This window comes from Duganella sacchari (genome assembly GCF_900143065.1).
Taxonomy (GTDB): Bacteria; Pseudomonadota; Gammaproteobacteria; order Burkholderiales; family Burkholderiaceae_D; genus Rugamonas; species Rugamonas sacchari.
Genome location: NZ_FRCX01000008.1, coordinates 261,675 through 283,823, shown reverse-complemented (window position 1 = coordinate 283,823; position 22,149 = coordinate 261,675). Strand labels below are relative to the sequence as shown.

18 protein-coding genes are annotated in these 22,149 nt (G+C 63.3%); 6 read left to right on the top strand and 12 right to left on the bottom strand.

Annotated elements, in window-relative coordinates; genetic code table 11:
* Positions 1–57: 57 nt before the first annotated feature.
* From BUA36_RS19775 to BUA36_RS19765, 3 genes are all read left to right on the top strand, one after another.
* Positions 58–978, top strand: a complete 921-nt coding sequence (locus BUA36_RS19775; protein ID WP_072787033.1) for a DUF2167 domain-containing protein — start codon at positions 58–60, stop codon at positions 976–978.
* A gap of 4 nt (positions 979–982) precedes the next feature.
* Positions 983–1,696 (top strand): site-2 protease family protein, encoded by a 714-nt coding sequence (locus BUA36_RS19770; RefSeq protein ID WP_072787032.1) that lies wholly within the window; start codon positions 983–985, stop codon positions 1,694–1,696.
* Positions 1,697–1,757: 61 nt separating this feature from the next.
* Complete coding sequence (locus BUA36_RS19765) at positions 1,758–2,561, top strand: DNA-formamidopyrimidine glycosylase family protein (protein ID WP_072787031.1); 804 nt, start codon at positions 1,758–1,760, stop codon at positions 2,559–2,561.
* On the opposite strand, the gene BUA36_RS19760 is transcribed toward BUA36_RS19765, so the two are convergent.
* From BUA36_RS19760 to BUA36_RS19730, 7 genes are all read right to left on the bottom strand, one after another.
* The gene (locus BUA36_RS19760; protein WP_072787030.1) at positions 2,503–3,945 is read right to left on the bottom strand and encodes a GntP family permease; all 1,443 of its coding nucleotides are present in this window, start codon (positions 3,943–3,945) and stop codon (positions 2,503–2,505) included. The two genes, BUA36_RS19765 and BUA36_RS19760, sit on opposite strands and share 59 nt — an antisense overlap.
* A gap of 69 nt (positions 3,946–4,014) precedes the next feature.
* Positions 4,015–5,823: a hypothetical protein gene (locus BUA36_RS19755; protein ID WP_072787029.1), complete on the bottom strand. Its 1,809-nt coding sequence runs from the start codon at positions 5,821–5,823 to the stop codon at positions 4,015–4,017.
* Positions 5,824–5,830: 7 nt separating this feature from the next.
* Complete coding sequence (locus tag BUA36_RS19750) at positions 5,831–6,217, bottom strand: GtrA family protein (protein WP_072787028.1); 387 nt, start codon at positions 6,215–6,217, stop codon at positions 5,831–5,833.
* On the bottom strand, positions 6,210–7,157 hold the full coding sequence (locus BUA36_RS19745; RefSeq protein WP_072787027.1) for a glycosyltransferase: 948 nt from the start codon (positions 7,155–7,157) through the stop codon (positions 6,210–6,212). Before BUA36_RS19745 ends, BUA36_RS19750 begins: the two co-directional genes overlap by 8 nt.
* 65 nt (positions 7,158–7,222) lie before the next feature.
* Positions 7,223–8,515: a PP2C family protein-serine/threonine phosphatase gene (locus BUA36_RS19740; protein WP_072787026.1), complete on the bottom strand. Its 1,293-nt coding sequence runs from the start codon at positions 8,513–8,515 to the stop codon at positions 7,223–7,225.
* Positions 8,512–8,946, bottom strand: a complete 435-nt coding sequence (locus BUA36_RS19735; protein ID WP_084560246.1) for an ATP-binding protein — start codon at positions 8,944–8,946, stop codon at positions 8,512–8,514. The genes BUA36_RS19740 and BUA36_RS19735 overlap by 4 nt, the downstream gene beginning before the upstream one ends.
* The gene (locus BUA36_RS19730; RefSeq protein ID WP_072787025.1) at positions 8,943–9,287 is read right to left on the bottom strand and encodes an STAS domain-containing protein; all 345 of its coding nucleotides are present in this window, start codon (positions 9,285–9,287) and stop codon (positions 8,943–8,945) included. Before BUA36_RS19730 ends, BUA36_RS19735 begins: the two co-directional genes overlap by 4 nt.
* A gap of 178 nt (positions 9,288–9,465) precedes the next feature.
* Between BUA36_RS19730 and BUA36_RS19725 the strand changes: the two genes are divergently transcribed.
* From BUA36_RS19725 to BUA36_RS19715, 3 genes are all read left to right on the top strand, one after another.
* Positions 9,466–10,614 (top strand): TIGR04552 family protein, encoded by a 1,149-nt coding sequence (locus BUA36_RS19725; RefSeq protein ID WP_072787024.1) that lies wholly within the window; start codon positions 9,466–9,468, stop codon positions 10,612–10,614.
* A 61-nt stretch (positions 10,615–10,675) separates the two neighbouring features.
* Positions 10,676–11,662, top strand: coding sequence for a hypothetical protein (locus tag BUA36_RS19720; protein ID WP_229255762.1), 987 nt, complete (start codon positions 10,676–10,678; stop codon positions 11,660–11,662).
* A 29-nt stretch (positions 11,663–11,691) separates the two neighbouring features.
* Positions 11,692–12,108, top strand: a complete 417-nt coding sequence (locus BUA36_RS19715) for a hypothetical protein (protein ID WP_072787023.1) — start codon at positions 11,692–11,694, stop codon at positions 12,106–12,108.
* A 52-nt stretch (positions 12,109–12,160) separates the two neighbouring features.
* Here the strand turns inward: BUA36_RS19715 and BUA36_RS31550 are convergent, their stop codons facing one another.
* From BUA36_RS31550 to BUA36_RS19690, 5 genes are all read right to left on the bottom strand, one after another.
* Positions 12,161–15,319, bottom strand: coding sequence for a S8 family serine peptidase (locus BUA36_RS31550; protein ID WP_072787022.1), 3,159 nt, complete (start codon positions 15,317–15,319; stop codon positions 12,161–12,163).
* 16 nt (positions 15,320–15,335) lie between these two features.
* The gene (locus tag BUA36_RS31035) at positions 15,336–16,100 is read right to left on the bottom strand and encodes an NF038120 family PEP-CTERM protein (RefSeq protein ID WP_229255761.1); all 765 of its coding nucleotides are present in this window, start codon (positions 16,098–16,100) and stop codon (positions 15,336–15,338) included.
* 418 nt (positions 16,101–16,518) lie between these two features.
* A complete protein-coding gene (pepN, locus tag BUA36_RS19700) occupies positions 16,519–19,149 on the bottom strand; it encodes an aminopeptidase N (protein ID WP_072787021.1) in 2,631 nt (876 codons plus the stop codon).
* Between the two features lie 54 nt (positions 19,150–19,203).
* Positions 19,204–21,261, bottom strand: coding sequence for a S9 family peptidase (locus tag BUA36_RS19695; protein WP_072787020.1), 2,058 nt, complete (start codon positions 21,259–21,261; stop codon positions 19,204–19,206).
* A 100-nt stretch (positions 21,262–21,361) separates the two neighbouring features.
* Positions 21,362–22,093, bottom strand: coding sequence for a substrate-binding periplasmic protein (locus tag BUA36_RS19690; protein ID WP_072787019.1), 732 nt, complete (start codon positions 22,091–22,093; stop codon positions 21,362–21,364).
* Positions 22,094–22,149 lie beyond the last annotated feature (56 nt).

The following is a 22,149-nucleotide window of genomic DNA, read 5'->3' as shown; positions in this document are numbered from 1 at the left end:
ATTACCAACTTCGCAATTATTTCCTGTAGGATACTGATTTTCTTGCAAGGAGTATTCATGCGCCGCTTTATTGCCGCCCTGCTCAGTCTGAGCCTGACCGCCGCCCTGCCGGCCGTCGCCGTCGCTGCCGACGAAGCCCCTAAAATGACTGCCCAGCAGTTCCTCGCCACGCTGACCTTCCGCGAAGGCAAAATCAAGCTGCCAGGCGATATCGCCACGCTCGACCTGCCGGCCAACTTCCGCTACCTCGACCCGGCCGATGCCGGCAAGCTGCTGACCGAGGGCTGGGGCAATCCGCCGGGCGCCAAGACGCTGGGCATGATCCTGCCGGCCGACGTCAACCCGCTGAGCGCCGCCGGCTGGGGCGTGATCGTCACCTATGACAAGGACGGCCATGTCAAGGACGACGACGCCGACAAGATCAACTACACCGACCTGCTCAAAGAAATCCAGGAAGCCATGGTCGAGAACAACAAGACCCGCAAGGAACAGGGTTATGCGCCGATGACGCTGGTGGGTTGGGCCGAGCAGCCCAGCTATGACAAGGGGCAGCACAAGCTGTACTGGGCCAAGGAGCTGCATACTGACGGCGACAAGGACAACGGCTTGAACTACAACATCCGCGTACTGGGCCGCGAGGGCGTGCTGGTGCTGAACGCCGTCTCCGGCATGGAGCAGATTGCGCAGATCAAGACCGAAATGAAGAAGGTCACCGGCTTCACCGAATTCACGCCGGGCAACCGCTACACCGACTTCAACGCCAGCACCGACAAGGTGGCGGAATATGGCCTTGCCGCGCTGGTGGCTGGCGGCGTTGCGGCCAAGCTGGGCTTCTTCGGCAAGATTTTTGCCGTGCTGCTGGCCCTGAAAAAATTCATCCTGATTGGCGTCGCCGCTGTCGGCAGCTGGCTCTACAAACTGTTTGGCCGCAAGCGCGAAGAAAAGGCCGCAGCGGTCGACCTGAGCAAGCCGGAATAAAGCCATGGGCAAGCTGATTGTCTGGCTGCTTGCTGCGGGCAAGATGGGCAAGCTGCTGACCACCTGCGGCACCATGCTGATTTCAATGGTGGTGTATAGCTGGGTATTTGGTTGGCGCTATGCGGCCGGCTTTGTGGGACTGATCTTCGTCCACGAGATGGGGCACTACGTCGCCGCGCGCCGCCGTGGGCTGGAGGTCGGTGCGCCCACCTTCATCCCGTTCGTCGGCGCCTGGATCGCGCTCAAGGAAGTCCCGCACGACGTCGAGACCGAAGCCTATATCGGCTTTGCCGGACCGCTGGCCGGGACGGCCGGTGCGATGCTCTGCTACTACTTCGCGCGCAATAGCGACAGCAACCTGCTGCTGGCCCTGGCCTATTCCGGCTGCATGCTGAACCTGTTCAACCTGATTCCCATTTCACCGCTGGACGGCGGCCGCATCACCGCCATCATTTCACCGAAGGTGTGGCTGGCCGGCGTGCCGCTGCTGGCAGGCCTGTTCTTCTACCATCCCAGCCCGATGCTGATACTGATTGCGGTACTGGCTTATCCGCAGCTCAAGGAAGCCATCTGGGGCGATCCGGCCAAAGGCGCCGACTACTACACGGTGCCGCGCGATACCCGCATCAACTACGGCGTGCTGTATCTGTGCCTGGTGGCGTTCCTGGCCATGATGAGCTACAGCATTCACGAGATGCTGGACGGCTCGGTGAAGTAACGTACAGTGCGGGCGCTGCCGCGCGCCCACACTGGAGGCCTGCAAGTTCGGGAGGCAGGCCATGCCGGAAGGACCATCCATCGTTATTTTGCGTGAACAGGCCGCAGGCTTTGCCGGCCGCACCATCACGCACGCCAGCGGCAACAGCAAGGGTATCGATTTCGACGCCCTTGTTGGCCAGCCGATTGTGGCGCTGCGCAGCTGGGGCAAGCATTTCCTGATACAGCTGCCGCCCCTGGCGCTGCGCATCCATTTGCTGATGTTCGGCACCTACCGCATCAATGAGCGCAAGGATGCGCAGCCGCGCCTGAGCCTCGGCTTTGACGATGGCGAGGAATTCAATTTCTACACCTGCTCCGTCAAGACCATCGACGCCGACCTGGACGCCCAGTACGACTGGAGCGCGGACGTCATGAACGACCAATGGAATCCGGCGCAGGCACTGAAAAAGCTGCGCGCCGCGCCGGACATGCTGGTCTGCGACGCCCTGCTCGACCAGGAGATTTTCTCCGGCGTGGGCAACATCATCAAGAACGAAGTGCTGTTCCGCATCCGCGTCCATCCGCTGTCCAGGGTGGGCGCGCTACCGGCGGCCAAGCTGCGCGAGCTGGTGGCCCAGGCACGCGCATACAGTTTTGACTTCCTCAAGTGGAAGCGCGCCCTGGTGCTCAAGCAGCACTGGCTGGCGCACACCAAACGCATCTGCCCGCGCTGCGACATCCCGTTCCACAAGGCGCACCTGGGCAAGACCAATCGCCGCAGTTTTTTCTGTACGCGCTGCCAGAAGCAGTATCCCGCCGCGCTGCTTACACCAGTCCGGTCAGATAGTAGACAGCGATCACAAAGAACACCGCCAGCGTCTTGATGATGGTGATGCCGAAGATGTCGCGGTAAGACTGGCGGTGCGTCAGTCCGGTCACCGCCAGCAGCGTGATGACGGCGCCGTTATGCGGCAGGGTGTCCATGCCGCCGCTGGCCATGGCCACCACGCGGTGCATCACTTCAAGCGGAATGTGCGCCGCGTCAGCCGCCTTGATGAACTGGTCCGACATGGCCGCCAGCGCGATGCTCATGCCGCCCGACGCGGAACCGGTAATGCCGGCCAGCGAGGTGACGGACACTGCCGCATTCACCAGCGGGTCCGGCACGCTGCGCAGCGCCTGGCTCACCGACAGAAAGCCCGGCAGCGCCGCGATCACGCCGCCAAAGCCGTATTCCGACGCAGTGTTCATGGCCGCCAGCAGCGCGCCGCCCACCGCAGCCTTGGTGCCTTCGGCAAAGCTGACGTTGATGCGCTTGAACGCGGTGGCAATGGTCAGCAGGATGCCCAGCAACAGCGCACCTTCCACCGCCCAGATGCCGACCACCGACTTGATGGTCAGGCTGACCGGTGCGTGCAGGCCAGGCAAGGCGTCGGCGGTCAGCGCATAGTTGTCGCCATACCAGGTGGGAATCATTTTGGTCAGCGCGAAGTTGGCAACGCCCACCAGCACCAGCGGCGCCAGTGACAGCAGGGGATGCGGCAGGCCGCTGCGGGTGGCGGCGGATGGTGCTGTGCCGGTAGCGGCAGGGGCAGCGGCTGGCGCCGAGGCGGCCGCTTGCACGGCAGCTTCATAGCCCTCGCCTTTCGCCATCGCGCTGCGGCGGCGCCATTCGAGGAAGGCCAGGCCGGCAATCAGCGTCGCAATCGAGCCGATCACGCCCAGCGACGGCGCGGCCCAGCCAGTGGTCTTGAAGAAGGTGGTTGGAATGATGTTCTGGATCTGCGGCGTGCCCGGCAAGGTATCCATGGTGAACGAGAACGCGCCCAGCGCAATCGCGCCCGGCATCAGGCGCTTGGGGATATTGCTCTGCCGGTACAGCTCGGCCGCAAACGGGTACACGGCAAACACCACCACAAACAGCGACACGCCGCCATACGTCAGCAGCGCGCACACCAGCACAATGACGGCGTTGGCGCGCGAGCGGCCGATGTATTTGATCGCCGCCACCACAATCGATTCGGAAAAACCCGACAGCTCGATCAGCTTGCCAAACACGGCGCCCAGCAGGAACACCGGGAAATACAGTTTGACGAAGCCCACCATCTTGTCCATGAAAATGCCGCTGAAAACCGGCGCCACGGCGCCGGGATCGGTCAGCAGCACCGCGCCCAGCGCGGCAATCGGGGCAAACAGGATGACGCTATAGCCGCGGTAGGCGGCCAGCATGAGGAACACTAACGCAGCAAGAACAATCAGGAAGGACATGCCAGCTCCAGTTCTGGGTGAAAGTGCCACTATTGTAGTAAAGATAAGTGGCGCGCAGCCACTTTATCTTTACCGTGCTCGCTTGGGCAATATTTTCACGCGGCACAACTGGTAAGGGTAAGGCTCATCACCTATCGCCGCAGGATAAGTTGTGCAGCTGGCAGCATCCAGTTCCAGGCCGTAAGACCGCACATGGTTGCTGGCGGCCGCCACGAGATCGCGATTCACAGCAGCCAGGTCCATGCGGTGCTGCGGCAGCAGGTCAAAGGTGCAGCCGCCGCTCGGCAAGCGGCGCAATTCGACCTGGAAGCGTACGCGGTGCATGAGCTGTTCCAGACGGTTGCAGCCGGCCACATCATCGGTCAGGCCCAGCCATTGCACGGCGGCTAGCTTGTGCAGGCGCGTGCTGTCCTTTTCGTTTTTGGCGCTGTTCAGCAGCACATAGTGCGGGCCAGGACGCGCCGCCATCGCGGCATCGATGCGCGCGCGCCACGCCGGCGATTCCGGGAAACCGGTGCCGATCGACACCACCTGCACCGGCTGCGGGAAGAAGGTGGACATCCAGCCCGTCGGCGGGTCCCAGTGCGCCAGGAAAACGATGCTGGATGCGGGCGTGGCAAACGCCGGCACCTCGGCGCTGTAGCCCTTTTCCGTCCAGCCCGCGTGGCCCCAGGTCGACGCCTGCAACACCATCAGCGCCAGCACTGCCAGCACCGCACCCGCCAGGCGCCGCGCCGTGGGCCATACCGCTTGCCAGACCAGCCACAGCAGCAATGGCGCCAGCAGTTCCAGCGGGATCAGGTAACGGTAGATGCTGAACATCCGCATCCAGACCAGGTAGGCAATCGCAAAGAACAGCAGCACAAACGCGGCCCGCGCAGACAACAGCGGCGTGGCCGGCGCCGCGGCGCCTGCGCGCGCACGGCGCCACAGCCAATGCACCGTAAACGCCAGGACCACGACATACAGCACAGGCCAGATCATGAGCTTGAGCGTCAGCTCCGAAACGCGGTGTGCATCGCGTGCAAAAATAAACGGCCACAGCAGGTTTTCCGTCATATTGAGCGGACGGAAGTGGGTATCCAGCACGCCATTCAATGGCGCCAGCGGGCTGCGGAAGATGCTGTTAAATTGCGGGAACAGCGGATTGCCGAAGGTCTGCCACATCTTGAGGAACCACCAGCCGGCGCTGGCCATGAGTCCCGCCAGCACGCCCAGGCCAAACACCAGCGACAGGCGCAGGCGCTGCCACCACGGCAGCGTCACGCCCAGCAGGGCCAGACAGAGCGCGACCGCATAGGTTGCATTGGTCAGTTTCAACCCCGCGCTGAGGCCGCTCAGCGCGCCCGCCGCTGCCAGCATCCACACGCTGCGCGCCTGCCACAGCGACCAGCCATCCCAGTGGCGCAGGATCAGGTACAGCGCGCCCAGCAACGGCAGCGCCGACAGATTGTCGCCCATGGTATTGCCCAACTCGCTGAGGAAGCCCGCACCCAGCATGCCCATCCCGGCCAGCAGCAAGGCCAGCCGCGGGTTGCCCAGCAGCTGGCGCGCAATCGCGGCCAGCAGCACGAAGTTCAGGCCATGCAGCCAGCCCAGCACAAAGCCGGCCAGGCGCGGCGACAGGCCGTGATTCAGCACGTAGTACAGCACATCGAGCGTCGGAATGAAGTAGGTCTGGAATGCCGCCGGCGCGATGTCGAAGCCGATGCGGCCATGCATCAGCGCATAGCCGTTGTACAGGTGGTAGTTACGCAAATCCCAGTTGGTGTCCTGGCCAAATGCCATCGACAGCAGACCAAACAGCAGCGGCACCAGCACGGCGGCAATCAGGCCGGCACGCGGATGGTCCAGAAAAGCAAAGCGGGGAAATTTCATGAAGGACTCAGGATTTGAAAACGAAGAATTTGGCGCTCAGGAAGTTGAGCGCCATGCCAGCCAGCGAGCCGACCGCCACGCCCAGCGCAGGCAGCCATGCGGCCGGCGGCAGCAGCCACAGGGTCAGCGTGTACGCGCCCAGGTTCAGCAGCGCGCCGCCAGACATGGCGCCCAGATAGCGCCACCATTCGCGCCACGGCGAGCCGGACGACGTAAAGGTGTAGCGGCGGTTGATGCGCCAGGTGACGTACACCGCCGCCAGGAAGGACAGCAGGCGGCCAAGATAGGGACCGCTGCCCAGGGCCAGCGCGCAATACAGCACCGCCACATCGGCGCCGAAGCCGATCACGCCGGTCACGGCAAAGCGCAGCAACTGGGCGGCAAGCTTACTCATGCACTGGCAAGGCCGGGGCCGGATGGGCCAGATAGGCAAAGCGCTTCTGCTCGATACGGCCCTTGGTCACGGCATCCAGAATGATGCCGCACACCAGCAGGATTACGCCAAACAGCATCAGCGCGGCGCACAGCACGGCGGTCGGCAGGCGCGGCACCAGGCCGGTGTGCAGATAAGTCTGCACCAAGGGTTCGGCCAGGATCACCGACAACAGCATGCTGACGACGGCAAACAGCGAGAAGAACGCCAGCGGCCGCTCGGACTTGAACAGGCGCAAAATGGTGGAGAGGATACGCACGCCGTCACGGTAAGTATTGAGCTTGCTGACCGAGCCTTCCGGCCGCGATTTATACACCGTGGCCACTTCCGCCACCGGCATGCGCAGTTCCAGCGAATGCACCGTGAGCTCGGTCTCGATTTCAAAACCGGCCGAATGCGCCGCAAACGATTTGACGTAGCGGCGCGAAAACACGCGGTAGCCGGACAGGATGTCGGTGAAGGTACGGCCAAACAGGAACGAGACACACCCCGTGAGCATGGCGTTGCCGAAGCGGTGGCCGGGACGGTAGGCTGCCTGCTCGGTGCTGACGCGGTTGCCGACCACCATATCCAGCCCGTCCTGCAGCAGGCGCGCCACCAGTTGCGGCGCCACGCTGGCGTCGTACGTGTCGTCGCCGTCCACCATGATGTAGGCATCCGCCTCGATATCGGCAAACATGCGGCGCACCACGCTGCCTTTGCCCTGCTCCGGCACGTTGCGCACGATGGCGCCGGCCTCGCGCGCGATACGGGCCGTGTCGTCGCTGGAGTTATTGTCGAACACGTAGACTTGCGCCTGCGGCAGGCAGGCCTGGAAGTCGCGCACGATGGCGGCAATCGTCACCGCCTCGTTATAACAAGGCACCAGAATGGCAATGCGTGTGGTGCTGGGGAGGATCATGGCGGAAGTTGAAAATCAGCAACAAAGCCGCCATTATAATAAAATTAAGGCCAACAGGGCACAGATCACGCCGGGCGGCGGATGGCCAGCAGGGTGCAGTCGTCATCCAGCACCGGCTGGCCGGTGAAGGTGCTGACGGTCAGCCGCAGCAGGTCCAGCGCCACCGGCAGCGGCGCATCCTCCCAGTGCGCCAGCAGCTCCAGGCAGCGCTGTTCGGAAAATTCCACGCCATCTTCATTGGCCGCTTCGGTGACGCCATCGGTGTAGCACAGCAGCGTATCGCCGGGCGCCAGCACGGTGTCCATGCCGCTGAACGCCAAGCCCGGAAACGCGCCCACCAGCACCCCTTTCGGTATCGGCAGCAGGCTGGCGACACCGCCCGCCAGCACCATGGGCGGACAATGGCCGCCGTTCGAGTAGCGCAGCACACCCGTGTTCACGTCGAGGAAGCCGCAGAACATGGTGACGAACAGATTGGTGTCATTGCCTGCGCACAGGCGGTCGTTGAGCGTGGCCAGCAGCTGTTCCGGTTCCGTGATGCTCATGGCCAGCACGCGCAGCAGGCCTATCGTACGCGCCATGAACAGCGCCGCCGCCACGCCGTGGCCGGAGACATCGCCGATACAGATGAACAGCAGGTGATCGTCGATGAAGAAGGCATCGAACAAATCGCCGCCCACGTGCGAAGCCGGTTCCATCAGACCGCAGGCATGCAGGTCGCTGCGTTCCGGGAACAGGGGCCGCTGCAGCGGCAGCATGCTCAGTTGCAGCTGGCGCGCGATATCGAGCTCCTTACGCAGGTGCTGCAACTCCAGCGCGGCGCGCTGCGCCTTGAGCGCGGCTTCGTTGGAGCGGCGCATGCGGCCGGTCAGCGTGGTCATCAGATTGCTGGCGACGCCCGGCAGCGTCATGAGCTTCTGCCAGAACAGGTCGCGCGACAATTGCAGCACCTGCGACGGCGCGTGCGCAATCACCAGCGCCGACACGGGCTCGCCATCGATGGCGGACAATTCGCCGATCAGCTCCCCCGGCGCCACCGAGATCCCGCGCTCGGAACCGCTGTCGCCATCGAGATGCACGTCCAGCCGTCCGGACAGCAGGATGTACACATTGTGGTTGGTTTCGCCGTAGCTGAGCAGCGGCGCACCGGCCGCCAGCTCCAGCACATCGGCTTCCGCCAGCGCCGCTTCCACCGCATCCGCGCTGGCCTGGCGGAACAGGCCGATCCAGTCCATACCCTCGCGCCGGCGTTCGACGTGGCGGTTTTCATGACGGTGCTGACCAAGCAGATGATCCAGTCCGTGGCGCCGTTCGCCACTGCGGCGGAACGGCCGCCGCGTGATGCCGGACGTGCTCATGCCGCGCGCCAGCGCACCGTGACACTGAGGCAGTTCTGGCCATCGCGGTAAGCATAATCCAGCTGGTCCGAATGACCGCGCAGCATCACCACGCCCAGGCCGCCCGGCAGCGTGTCTTCCAGCGTGCGCGGGCGCTCGGGCGTCGCCGCCTGGGTGGGATCGTAAGGGGCGCCGCCGTCGGCAATGGTCAGCACGGCACTTCGCGCCTGCGCCTGCACCTGCAGCCGCAGTGCGATCTGCGCCGGCGCCGCCAGCCCGCTATGGTCGAGGATATTTGCCATCGCCTCGTGCAGACACATATCGAGGCGGGCGATATCCTCCTCCGGCACCGCACGTGCGCCGGCCTCGCTGTGCAGCCAGGCGGCCGCGCGGCGCAGTTCCGCGGCTTGCGCCGCCACCATCAGCACGGCGTGATTCAGCGTGACGTTCAAGCCAGGGCTGCCTGTTCCGCCTGCGCCAGGTCGTTGAACATCGGGATCACCACATCGATGCCGGTGGTGGACAGGGTCTTGGCGACCGGGCCATTTTCACCAACAAACAACACCATGCGCGAACCGCGCTGCTGCATGGCGCGGGCATTGGCGACGATGGCGCGAATGCCGATCGAGGCCAGAAAGTCCACGGCGCTCAGGTCGACCACGGCACGCTGCCGGGCCGACGCGGTCAACGCCGCAAACTGCAGGGCGATGGCATCGGTGCCGGCGATATCGAGGCGGCCCGAGAGGGAAACGCGGCGCAGGGTGTCGTTAACGTCGGTGTACGCAATACTCATTATGGTTCCTGTGCTGAAGGCAACAAGGGTGACGCGCACCGGGCGCGCAAGCGCACCAGCATACGCGTCCATTGTGACCATTCCGTGACAGCCGCTATCGTGCGCCATGAGTCATGGTACGCTGGAGGTTACAGACGGAAACGATATTAAAATAAAAGCAATGCGGTAGGGAGACGACATGACTGAACTCCGAGCCTCGCTCCGGAGCCGTGACAAGCTATCGCTCAACTGGAGCTATCTGAACGCCATCGCCAATGGCGTTTCGGCCATCGACCTCGGCGAACTGGCCCTGCGCAACCTGCACGATGCGCGCCAGTTCGTGCGCGAATACGGCTTTGACCTCGAGCAGCCCGCCGCCCAGGAACTGATACGGCGCGCGCACCGCGAGGCGGTGGACTTCATCAGCAGCACCTTCCTTTCGCCGTCGCAGCAACACCTGATCCCGCCCGAGGTCAGCGCTCCCGACGATCCGCTGCAATTGCTCGTGTATGCCTCGCTGCGCGGCCAGCAGGTGGACGCGCGCCGCATGTGGGCCTGCGCCGTACTCAAGGTCATGCACGGCATTTTTTACATCGACAACAACCTCAAGCTGCGCCACTTCCATGCCATCCGCGCGCAGGTGTTTGGCGCGCTCGACGAAGTCATCAAGCGCGATGGCGAGCAATACTATCTGACCGACGGCGACATCTGCCTGCCGCTGCTGCATTACGACCGCAAGGACAACAAGGGCCGCAACAGCATCCTGCTCAAGCTGCTGCAGAAAGCCGCCTACCTGGCCGCCGACATCTTTGATTATCTGGGCGTGCGGCTGGTATTCGCCACGCGCAGCGAATGCCTGCTGGCCTTGCGCACCTTGCAGCGCGCCCATCTGCTGTCGGTGACCAATGTCGACGCGGAACGCACGCGCAATACCCTGCTCGACATCGACGCCGCCAAGCAGGTGTTCTGCAAATACCGCGCGCAGCTCGAACATAGCAAGGAGTACCCGATCGATCTGCTGCGCGCCATGGATGCGGAACTGGAGGACATCGCCCAGCCGCAGACGCGCTGCGACAATCCGCACAGCGGCGTCGGCTTCAACAGCGTGCAGGTCACGGCGCGCAAGATGATCCACGTGCAGCAGCTGGATGCCGCGCCCGAGCAGGACTACGACGTCGGCTTCTTTTTTGAGTACGAGATCCAGCTCATGGACCAGGCCAGCTATGAACGCAGCCTGACCGGACCGGCCAGCCACGAAGCCTATAAAAAGCGCCAGGTCGATACCGCCCGCACACGCGTGTTTGGGCGCGGCCTGATCCGCTGGCTGGAGCAGCACAGCGACGCCTGAATGGTGCGCCGCCCTCCGGCAGCAGGCTTTACCATGGAGGCTCTGCTTGCAGGAGGCGCGTTTGAAGCTGGCACTGGCAATTTCACTGCTGACCGCAATCGGGGGCGCCGTCGCGCAGAACGCCCCCAGCGTCACCGTGTCCGCCACGCGTGATCCGGTCGACAAGTCCTACCGCAAGATGATCGCCGGCATGGATAGCTTTGAGCGCCACCATGCGCTGGCGCCGCAGGCCAGCCTGCGCTTCCAGTTGCTGCCCCGCCTGCCCACCACCCAGCTCGATGGACTGACCATGCGCGTGGTGGGCGACACTATCGCGCTTCCCGTCAGCATTGCTGGCGACCACACGTTCACGCTGGAGCGCAACGCCCAGGCGCTCAAGGAAGACGCGGCGCTGATCGCCAGCCGCAAAACCAGCACGCTGACCTGGCGCGCGCAGGTGCGCAGTCCCGGCGTGCCGGAAGGTATGCGCCGCCTGGGCGACCTGCGGCTGGAATGCCTGGTCGGGGTCGAGGCCGGCCTGCTGTCGAACCATGCGAAGCTCTTCGCCTGGCTGGGCGAGCTGTTCACCGACGCCAGCCGCGTCTGCAACACCGCCGATGGCAATTATCTGTTCTTCTCGGACCGCCCCGTGTTTGCCGTCACCCTGCGCGACGGCGAACGTCAGGCCACGTTGCCTTTCCAGGCGCTGTACGCCGGCGGCACGCAAAGCGCCGCCACGCTGCCCTATTGCGACTGCCAGGTGCTGCTGGACCGCAGCTATTACGCGCCGCTGTGGGACCGCAACTGGTCCGATGACACCCTGCTCAGCTTTGAAGACATGGACGGCCCGCCATCGCCCGACGACACCGCCATCGCCGCCGACCATGCCAGCGCGGCGCAGATGCGCGCCCGGCTCGGTCCGGCCCACACGGTGAGGTTCGACAGCGGTTATGAAATGTGGCGTTACACTTATCCTGCAGCGCGGCCCGAACAGGCGCCGGCAGAATTCACCATCCTGTTCGGCCCGGACGGCGTGGCCCGCAAAGCGCGGCTGCGCGAACCCTTGTAATCCACCTGCCCTTGGACCATGATGCAACCATGAAAACCCTATTCCGCCTCCGCTCCCTGCGCCTGGCCACAGCCAGCCTGTTCGTCCTCACCGCGTGCGCCGTAGCCCAGCCGCCCGCGCCGGACACCACCGTCTCGCTGTGGCAAAAAATCCAGTCCGCCAATACCAATCTGAGTTGCGATAACAGCAGCCAGTGCCATACGCTGGGCGTGGGCGCCAAGGCCTGCGGCGGACCGGAAAACTATATCGCCTGGTCCAGCAAAAACAGCGACGGCAGCCAGCTCAAGGCGCTGGTCGAACAGCATGCGGCCGCGCGCCGCGCCGATGATGCGCGCGAACACATGATGTCGACCTGCTCCGTCATCAGCGATCCAGGCGCCAGCTGCAACGCCGGCCAGTGCGTACTCAATTCCCGTCCCCTGCTCAATCCACCCAACAGCCAATAAAAAAACCCCGCGGCGTACTGCCCGCGGGGTTGATCGGATCACGTTACTCTGATCAGAACGCCAGCTGGTCTTTCGCGCGGGAGTTCTGGAACAGTGGCAGCGGATCGGTGGTGTCCACATCGATCACCGTGGTGCCTTGCTTGACGCCGCCCAGCAGGAAGTTGAGCGCGCCCACATAGCGTTTGCCGGTTGGCAGGCCAGACCAGCTCAGACCGACGCTGGCAGTGCCGCCGATGGTGGCCGAGCTCGGTGCGATGACCTTGAAGTTGCCACCGGTCGAGCTTGGTTGTACCAGCCAGGTCGACAGCGCGTAGGTTGCCGAGCCGCCTTTTGGTGCATAACCCACCACGCACACCTTGTAGTCGCCAGCTGCTGGGTTCAGCAGTTGTACCGACTCGTTGGCGCTGTCGCCGCCGCTGGTGCCGACGACGGTCGCACCTTTGGCGACAACCAGGTCGAGGTCGCTCAGGCCAGGGGTTGCGCCCTGGGTATCCGCATCAAACAGCGAGAAGCGTGCGGCAATGGTGCCGGCCGGGATGGTGACCGTGTGCACGTTGATGCCGGTGCCGGCGGTGCCGGTGCACTGCGCGTTGGCGGTCGATGGGCTGGAGGCCTGCACAATGGTGCGGGTTTCCTGCGACGGTGCAATCAGGCCGCCTTTCGCCACGCTCATGGCGCCGGCGAAACCGGTACCCACGGTGAGGGTTTTGCTGCCCGAGGTCGCTTCGCTGGACACCGAGGCTGGCGCCGCCAGTGCGCTGCCACGCAGGGTCAGCGGGCTACGTACGGTGTGCGAACCATCGTTCCAGGTCAGCTTGCCGTAGACCCAGGTATCGATAGGCGCATCGGTACGGGTCGCTTTGACCGTGAAGGTGCCTTTGGCGCCTGGCGCCAGTACCAGCTGCGATGGCGACACCACGACCGTGTAGCCAGGCACAGCCGCCGTGGCGTTATAGGTAGCGGTGGTGGTGCCGACGTTGGTGACGGTACGGGTCAGCGTGGTGGCGCCCAGGACGTTACCGACGGTCAGCGATGCCAGGTTCAGGTTCTGTGCCGTGATCGGGCCGCCGAACGAGGTGCACTGTGCCGGCGAGTAGATCATGCCCTGGCCGCACAGGAAGCGTGCGTATTCCACGGGGTCGATGTCGTACACCAGGCCAGGATCGGCCGCCGAGGTTGGCGCGATGTGGCCGGCGCCTTGTGCCCATGGCAGCGTGCCGGTGTTTTTGGCGGTGCTGTCCCAGGCCACGCCGGTGTTCAGGCCGTCGGTGTAGGTGTCGTAGGCGGTGGTCATCAGCGCCGATTTGATGGCAGCCGGGGTCCAGTCAGGGTGACGCTGTTTCAGCAGCGCAGCCACGCCAGCCACGTGTGGCGACGCCATCGAGGTACCGGTGTAGAACGCCCAGTCCGCGCTTGGCGCCACGCCGCCGGCCGCCACGGCATCGTGCTGCGCCCGGGTCAGGTCGGCCGTCACGGCAGCCAGGATGTCGGTGCCAGGTGCGGTCACGTCCGGTTTCAGGATGTTGGCGCTGGCGACGTTAGGACCGCGCGACGACGAACCGTTCATGATCGGCGCCTTGACGGTCGGGTCGAAGGTGGCGCGCAGGTTGCCCAGGGCGCTGTTGGCCGATGGGTTGGCGGCGACGTAGTCCTTGACGATCTTGCCGTTTTCCTTGGTGATGTGCACCGTCGAAACGCTGTGCGCCTGGTTGATGATGGTGGTGTTGCCGCCTTCGACGTTGGCGATGATGACACCCACCGCACCGGCCGTCTTGGCGTTGGCGCTCTTGTTGACCAGCACGTTGTTGCCGCGGTCGCAGACCAGCACTTTACCGCTGACTTTGCTTGGGTCCAGCAGGGCCGCCTGGCCATCCGCGCCGCCGAAGCACTGGGCCAGCTGCGCTGGGTTGGCGCCTGGCAGGCCGGCATCCTTGGACAGGATCAGCGGTGCCGACGGGGTGTTGGCGTTGCTCGATGCACCGGTCACGCTGACACCGTTGCCCAGGATGGCATCGCCCACGTAGATACGGTCGTGGGTCGAGTTGCCGACCGTGGTCAGCCATGGGCTGATGTGGGCCACTGGCGCAGGCGCGGTCGAGGTCGGGCCGGAGTTACCGGCCGACGCTGCCACGAACACGCCCGCTGCAGCGGCGCCGTAGAACGCTTGTTCGGTCGCTTCGTTGAACGCGCCACCGCCCGAGCTTGGGCCGATCGAGAAGTTGATGACGTTGACGCCGTCTTTGACCGCCTGGTTGATCGCCGAGACGCTGTTGGACGTCGCGCAACCGTTCTTGGCAGTGGCGGCGTCGGTCCAGCAAACCTTGTAGGCAGCGATACGGGCGCGTGGCGCCACGCCGGAGGTGCGGCCCAGGCTGACGCCGCCGCTGACGGTGGCCACCTTGTCATTGCCGCCGGCGGTGCTGGAGGTATGGCTGCCGTGGCCGCCCGAACCTTCTGCGCCTGCCACCGAGTCACGGGCCGAGTTGAACTCGGTCCAGTGCAGCGCTTGCGATGGTTGCTTGTAGTAGCGCGCGCCGATCAGCTTGTTGTTGCAATTGTTGAGGCCAAAGCCTTCGCCGGTGTCGCAGCTGCCTTTCCAGCTGGCTGGCGGCGGACCGTAGGCCAGGGTCGAGCCGGAATGGCTAGGATAGCCGTCGCTGTCGACGCGGTCGGCGTAGCTGTTGTTCTCTGGCCAGATACCACCGTCAACGATACCGATGATGATGTCTTCACCGGACGCGCCCTTGCCGCCCAGCTGTTCCCACAGGCCGCCGGCCTTGTCCAGGCCGATGAAGGTGTTCACGTAGCTGTCGTCCAGCTGCATGATGGAGTCGGCGGTAATGGCGGCCACGCCGGCATTTTTCTTCAGCGCGCGCACTTCGGCGTCGGTCAGCAGGGCTGCAAAGCCGTTGAACACGACGTCGTACTTGTGGGTCACTTCGGCGTTGCCGATGGTGCTGATGACGTCATTCTGTTTGGTTTCCAGGTAGCTGATGTAAGCCTGCACATCGGAGGCGCTCACATCCAGGCGTTGGCCCTGGGCCGGCATGGTCGCGGCCAGGCCGGCGACCTGGCCGGTATAGGTGGCAACCGGCTTGTCGGCCAGTTGCACGATGTAGGAACGGCGCTCTTCTTCAGCGTGCGCGGTGGTGGCCAGCGCCGACAGCATCAGCAGGACGGCGGTGGAGACGGGACGAAGTTTCAGTTTCATGGAGAGCTACCCTTGCTTAAACGTTGTTTTGCTTTTGAGCGCGACGGCGCGCCACCAGGCCGATCGCGGCCAGACCCAGGCCCATCATGGCGTAGGTTTCCGGCTCAGGCACGGCGGCCAGGACCACGTTGTCCAGTGCGAACTGGGCCTGGTTACCGGCCGGATTCACGCAGTCGTTGCCGCTGAACATGCAGGAGCTGATGGTGACGTTGCTGAACAGGGTATTGCCAAATTTCGACGCCAGGCTGGCCGTTGCGAACGGCGAATTGCCGCCCACCAGGGCCGGGAAATCAAACGAGGCCGACACCGTGCCGCCACCGGCTTTTTGACCAACCACCGTCACCTGGCCGTAGGAGTAGCTCGCCAGGCCGCCGACCGGCGCCACGAAACCGTAGTCCAGGCTTTGCAGCGTGAACGCCTTGTTGTCGCCGCGCGCCAGATTCAGGCTGCCGTCATTGACGCCCACGTAGAAATGGCTGGAGTTACCCACCGGGCAGGCAGCGATGTCGCACGAGTTGGGATCCAGGCCGTTGATGATGGCGCCGGCAAAGCCCGTGCCGCCAGGACCGGCCACCGGGGTATCGATCACCGTCAGGTTGTAGCCCGCTTCGCTAAACACCTCGGTGCCACCGAAAACATTCGGCGCGAGAGACTCGAAATTGATGGTATCGGCCATGGCTGGGGCAGCACCCATCAGCGCAATCGCGCCGATCGCGGCGGCAGCCAATTTTTTCAGCCCGGACGTAGACGGGACTGCCTGGAATTTTGTGGTGTGGTTCATTCTCTTGCCTTGTTGGTTGAGTGTGGAGCCATGGCCCGCCCAGTCGATTGCCAGGCTAATGCCCTTGTCTACTTTTTTTAGAAAGTAACAATCAATATAGCCAAAACCACCAGGTTCAAGTAATGAAACATTAACGTTTATTGTTTAATTATCTTGCCTAGGAACCAAATTTAATCCGGCCTCCACTATGAAAGTGACGTCATGACGCTGTCATAAAATCATGCTCAAATAATTGTATTTCCGTTGTAATTGTGCAAAAAGCCATCTATATTCAAAATTAATGTATCGAATTAAATATTACTTATAAAGAAGCAATTTCTGCCAATTTGGCGTCTTTTTCGCATAACATGCAAGGAATGGCGCGCATAAAAAAAGCCAGCCGTGACCGGCTGGCTGTTGTTGCAAAAATGCCTCCCAATTAATGTATCGTCATTGCTTTCTTTATGGCAATACAACGTGCATCTTCCTGTTTTATTACCTGAAGAGAACGTGAAGTGCCGGTAGACAATTCTTTGGATTTAACAATCGCGCTTTCCAGGCGCTGGACGCTGGCCGGCGTACAGGTAGCCGGTATCATGGCCGCACCGTAGGCCCGCATGTAGACCGGGCCGGCGGCCTTGTCGACCGCTGCCAGACCGGCCAGACGCTGCGCTGCGGTTTGCTCGCTCAGTGCGCCCTGCTCGGATGGATAGAGGTTGTTCATCGCCGTGCGTACCTTGGAGAACGGCAGCTTGGTCTGCAGGTCGGCAATCGCCGCCAGCCATTCGGTTTTCACCTTGGCGTCCGGACGCACCACGGTGGCAGCAATCGCCGCCTGCTGGCCACTGTCGGTTTTGTCGCGGTCCTGTTCAGCCGCCAGCAGCTCCGCACTGCCGGCATAGGCATAGCGGTTCAGGCGATTGATGATGTCCCAGCGCACGTCCTGGCTGACGTTCAACCCGGGCACCACCAGCTTGCCCGCCAGGATGTCAGCCAGTTGCTTGAGCGCTGCCGGGCTGCTGGCCACATCGAGATAGGTGCCGAACCAGCGGCGCTGGAAGTTCTTGTCCGCGCTGGCCGCCTGCGTGGCGGCAAACGCCATCCGCTCCAGTTGCACGCCGACCTTGGCTTTGTAGGCGGCGACCGATGGTCCCATCGCGTTCAGATAGTCCATCGACAGGTGCAGCTTGCCGACCACGTCACCGAGCAGCGTGTAGTCCTGTTCCGTCGGCGCGTTGACCAGTACCGTCTGCAGGAATTCGTTGAGCGGCAGCTTGGCTGCGCGCACGCCATCCCACAGACTTTGCCACAGCATGGAACGCAGCAGCGGATCGTCCACCTTGCTCAGGCTGGCCTGTGCGGTGGTAAACGACTTCTTATCCAGCTGCACTTGCGCAAAGCCCCAGTCCTGATAATTCGGATACACCAGGTCCGGGCACACCGCGCCTTTCAGCTCAGGCACCGCAGTTGCCGCGCCTTGGTAGGTCACCGCCACGTTCTTGCTCAGCGCGAGGCCCTGTGCCCCCAGCTGGAACAGGCCGATCTGCACACGCTGCTCGCGCAGGGCCGGCAGCGCCTTGCTGGCTGCACTCTGGCGCAGCGTGAAAGCACTGATCTTGCCGCCCGCGCAGCTGAAGTCGGCCGCGATGGTGTTCACGCCGGCCTGGTACAGCCATTCCCTGGTCCAGCCGCTCAGATCGCGCTGGGCAGCCTGGCCCAGGCTGCCAATAAAATCATCCAGCGTCGCATTGCGGTACTGGTACTTGACCAGATAGTTGTGCACGCCCTGGCGGAACACTTCCTCGCCCAGCAAATGGCGCAGCTGCTTGAGCGTCGAGGCGCCTTTCGAATACGTGATGGCGTCGATATTGTCGAAGGCATTGGCGGTCGACGGTACCGGCGTTTCAATCGCGTGCGTGGTCACGCGCTGGTCCTGCACATAGGCCGACTGCTTGCCGCCCGAGTAGAAGCCCTGCCAGGCATTGGTAAATTCAGTCGCTTCCGCCGTCGCCAGCGTGCCCATGAAGGAGGCGAAGCTCTCGTTGAGCCACAAGCCGTTCCACCACTTCATGGTCACCAGGTCGCCAAACCACTGGTGCGCCATCTCGTGCATGATGACGCCGGCCAGCGACTGCTTCTGCGCTGCCGTCATTTCTTCCTTGTGCAGGAAGCGGCCTTCCGCAAAAGTGATGGCGCCGGCGTTTTCCATCGCGCCGTACAGGAAGTCCGGCACCAGCAGCTGGTCGTACTTCTCGAACTGGTAAGGAATGCCGAAGTACTCATCAAAGAAAGCCAGGCCCTGCCTGGTGTACTTGAACCAGTCCTGCGGCGATACCTGCGCTGCCACCGACTGGCGCGCAAACAAACGCATCGGATATTTGCCGCTATTGTCTTCCCATACCTTGTACGGGCCGGCGTGCATCGAGAAGTTATACGGGCTCAGTTTTTTCGAACGCGGGAAGGTCCAGCGCTTGCCGCCCTCGATGTCCTGCACGCCGGTCTCGCGCGTGGTGGACGAGACGATCCAGTCGACCGGCGTGGTGACGGTCACCTGATACGTGCCTTTCAGATCCGGCTGGTCGAATACCGGGAACATCTGGTGCGCGGCCGCCGGTTCAAAATGCGAGTAGGTGTAGACCCGGCCATCAACCGGATCGACCATGCGGTGCAGCCCTTCGCCGTTGGTGCTGTGCAGGCGCGTGTAGGCGATGGTGACGGTGTTGCGGCCGGCCACCAGGTCCTGCGCCGCCAGCGTGATGAACCACTGGTTGTAGTGCGGCGTGACGGCCTTGCCGTTGACGGTGATGCTGCTGATGCTGGCCTTGTCCAGATCGATGGTCAGCGGCTGCGACGCGTCGCTGAGATCAAAGTTCAGCGTGGTGGTGCCGCTGAAGCTTTCCTTGCCGGTCAGCGCGAACGCCAGCGTGTAATCGACATTGCTCACGCGCGCGGCGCGGGCGGCGGCGTCCTGCTGCGACAGATAAGCGTTTTCGGCGCGCGGCGCCTCGGCGGCGGCATGCACGCCGGCGCACGCCAGCGTCACCGCCGCAGCGATCAGATATTTTTTCATGAAGGTGTCCCTGAAAGTAAAAACGCCCGCAACTGCGGGCGTTATGCGGAATGCTTACTGCTTCTTGATGTAGGTATCGAGCCAGTCGATCACCGTGTGGTGCCACAGTACCGAGTTGGCCGGCTTCAGCACCCAGTGGTTCTCGTCCGGGAAGAACAGGAATTTGCTCGGGATGCCGCGGCGCTGCAGCGCCGTGAAGGTGCCCAGGCCCTGTGCGGTCGGGATGCGGAAGTCCAGGTCGCCCTGCACCACCAGCATCGGCGTCTTCCAGTTCTTCACTTTCAGCGCCGGATTGAATTTCTCGTGCAGTTCAGGCACTTCGTAATACGGACCGCCATTTTCCCACTCGGTGAACCAGATCTCTTCGGTCGCATAAGCCATGCCGCGCGTATCGAATACGCCGTCGTGGTTGACGATGCACTTGAAGCCATCGGACCAGTTACCCTGGATCCAGTTCATCATGAAGCCGCCGTACGAAGCGCCCAATGCGCAGCTGTTCTCGCGGTCCAGCCATGGGAACTTCTGCGCTGCGGCAGCCAGGCCTTTTTGCAGGTCTTCCAGCGGCTTGCCGCCCCAGTCACCGCTGATCGCATCGGTGAACTTCTGGCCGTAGCCTGTCGAGCCGTGGAAGTCGATGAACACGGTCGCATAGCCAGCGCCCGCGTACACCTGCGGGTTCCAGCGGTAGCTCCACGAGTTGCCGAAGCTGCCCTGCGGACCGCCGTGCACCAGGAAGGCCACCGGATATTTCTGGCCCGGCTGCGCGTTCCATGGCTTCATCACGTGGCCATACACGGTGTCGCCATTGGCGCCGGTGAAGGAGAACTGTTCGTACTCGCCGAACTTGACGTCGGCCAGCGCGGCTTCATTGAGCCGGGTCAGCTGCTCGGCTTTTTCAGCCGAAGTACCCAGCTTGAATTTGTACAGCTGCGCGCCGGATGCCAGATTGGCTTGCGCGATCACCACCGTGTCACGCGCGACATCGAAGCCGCTGACATAGCCCTTGCCGGTCAGCGCCGTCACCTTGCCGCTGGCGGCGTCGATGGAGAACAGGCGGTGCTGGCCGATATCATCGGCGGTGGCCAGGATGGCCTTGCTGTCCGGGGTCCAGCGGAAGTCCGCAATCGACCGGTCCCAGCTATCGGCCACGGTACGCTTCTTGCCGCTGGCGACATCGATCAGCACCAGGTGGAAGCGGTCCGCTTCAAAGGTCGGCTTGTCCATGGCCACGTAGGCCAGCGTCTTGCCGTCCGGCGAATAGATGGCCTTGGTGTCCCAGGCCTTGTTCTCTTCGGTCAGATTCTTCGGCTCGCCGCCGGTGGCGGGCACCGTGTAGACGTCAAAGTTGGTCGACCACGCCTCGGTCTTGCCGGCGATGCGGGCCGAGAAGGCCACGCTCTTGCCGTCCGGGCTGAAGTGATATTCGTCGTGATCGCCAAACGGCTTCGATGGCACGTCGCCATCGAGCTTGCCGCTCAGGTTCACCGGCTGCGCGCTGACCTTGCCGCTGGCGTCGATCGGCGCCGAGTACAGCACATTGTTGCGGCCATCGGCCCAGGTGTCCCAGTGACGCACGAACAGCTTGTCGTAGACCTTGCCGCTGGCCTTGACCTTGGCCTGCTCGTCCAGGCGCTGCTTGCTGCAAGCCAGGTCGGCGCAGTCGCGGAACACGGCCATGCTGAACAGCAGGCGGTCGCCCTGCGGCGACAGGCGGAAGTTGTCCACGTCCAGCGGCAGGTCGGTGACCTTGCTGGCCTCGCCGCCGCTCAGCGGCAGACGCCAGACCTGCGACGAACCGGAGCGGCCCGACAGGAAGTAAATCGCATCGCCATTCGGCGACCATTCCGGATCCATGCTGCTGGCGCCCGCCTGGGTCAGGCGCACCGGCGCGGCTTTGGGATTACGCAGGTCCAGCAGCCAGATCTGGGTATTGCCACGGTTCTTGTCCAGATCGGTGGAACGCACGGTGTACACCACGCGGGTGGCGTCCGGCGACAGCACGGGGCTGCCCACGCGCTCCATCTTGACCATGTCTTCTACAGTGAAGCCGCGCGGCGCGGCCACAGCGCTGGATGCCATGACGGCGCCCAGCAGCAGCAGTGGAAATCTCATTCGGTGCTCTCCGATGTTATTAGAAAAATACCGGCTTGTGGCCGGGTGCCGTGCATCATACCAAGAGAGCGGAACAAGGGCGTAGGTCTGTTACGTTCTGCTACCTGCCATTGCGGACCTGGCGTATCGCATCCCAGTAGCTGTCGATCTGGGCCTGGTTCTTGTTGTAGAAGATTTTATTGACGATCAGGTACATCGGCGTGGCGATCAGCGGTGTGGGCAGCATCTCCAGTTCGCCCTTGTATTTGCGGGCGATGATCTGCTCGCCCTCGCCCTGCTGCGTGACCACCGCCGCCACGCGGTTCTGCGCCAGCATGGCAAATGCCTGTTCCGGACTGCTGGCGCTGTCGTCGATCACCACATTGAGCTGGCGCAGCAGCGACACATGCAGCAAGCCCGGCTGCGTGCCCACCGGCTGCTGGCCCAGGTTGATGAACTGCTTGCCATCCCAGTCGACGCCGCCGCCGCGCCGACGCGACACGCTAAAGTTGATATCGCCCACGGCGCGGCTGGCGTCGGGCTGCGATCCCTTCATCGGAAACGCACTGTAGGAGGTACGGTCTTCAATGAACGCGGCCAGCATGGCGTCCACCTGGCCGGTACGCAGCTGCTCCATGCACTGGAAGCGCGGCGCCACGATATTCTGAATCACCACCGGTTGCAGTTTCGATGCACGGCGCAACACGTCCTGCGCCTGGCCAGAGCCGTCCGGATTGGTCATCGGCGGGAACGGATGATCGAAAATACACATTTTCACTTCCAGCGGCGCAGCCTGGGTCAACAACGGAAAACCCAGCAGCAGCGACATCAGCAGCGTTGGCAGTTGGCGCACGGCAGACCTCCTTTCAAAGTTGATAACAACCATCTTATCGCGCTGCCGCAAAAAGT

Bases quoted from the DNA above. Each gene is read 5' to 3' on its own strand.
- BUA36_RS19775 (WP_072787033.1), top strand. From the start codon at position 58: ATGCGCCGCTTTATTGCCGCCCTGCTCAGTCTGAGCCTGACCGCCGCC.
- BUA36_RS19770 (WP_072787032.1), top strand. From the start codon at position 983: ATGGGCAAGCTGATTGTCTGGCTGCTTGCTGCGGGCAAGATGGGCAAG.
- BUA36_RS19765 (WP_072787031.1), top strand. From the start codon at position 1,758: ATGCCGGAAGGACCATCCATCGTTATTTTGCGTGAACAGGCCGCAGGC.
- BUA36_RS19760 (WP_072787030.1), bottom strand. From the start codon at position 3,945: ATGTCCTTCCTGATTGTTCTTGCTGCGTTAGTGTTCCTCATGCTGGCC.
- BUA36_RS19755 (WP_072787029.1), bottom strand. From the start codon at position 5,823: ATGAAATTTCCCCGCTTTGCTTTTCTGGACCATCCGCGTGCCGGCCTG.
- BUA36_RS19750 (WP_072787028.1), bottom strand. From the start codon at position 6,217: ATGAGTAAGCTTGCCGCCCAGTTGCTGCGCTTTGCCGTGACCGGCGTG.
- BUA36_RS19745 (WP_072787027.1), bottom strand. From the start codon at position 7,157: ATGATCCTCCCCAGCACCACACGCATTGCCATTCTGGTGCCTTGTTAT.
- BUA36_RS19740 (WP_072787026.1), bottom strand. From the start codon at position 8,515: ATGAGCACGTCCGGCATCACGCGGCGGCCGTTCCGCCGCAGTGGCGAA.
- BUA36_RS19730 (WP_072787025.1), bottom strand. From the start codon at position 9,287: ATGAGTATTGCGTACACCGACGTTAACGACACCCTGCGCCGCGTTTCC.
- BUA36_RS19725 (WP_072787024.1), top strand. From the start codon at position 9,466: ATGACTGAACTCCGAGCCTCGCTCCGGAGCCGTGACAAGCTATCGCTC.
- BUA36_RS19715 (WP_072787023.1), top strand. From the start codon at position 11,692: ATGAAAACCCTATTCCGCCTCCGCTCCCTGCGCCTGGCCACAGCCAGC.
- BUA36_RS31550 (WP_072787022.1), bottom strand. From the start codon at position 15,319: ATGAAACTGAAACTTCGTCCCGTCTCCACCGCCGTCCTGCTGATGCTG.
- BUA36_RS31035 (WP_229255761.1), bottom strand. From the start codon at position 16,100: ATGAACCACACCACAAAATTCCAGGCAGTCCCGTCTACGTCCGGGCTG.
- pepN (WP_072787021.1), bottom strand. From the start codon at position 19,149: ATGAAAAAATATCTGATCGCTGCGGCGGTGACGCTGGCGTGCGCCGGC.
- BUA36_RS19695 (WP_072787020.1), bottom strand. From the start codon at position 21,261: ATGAGATTTCCACTGCTGCTGCTGGGCGCCGTCATGGCATCCAGCGCT.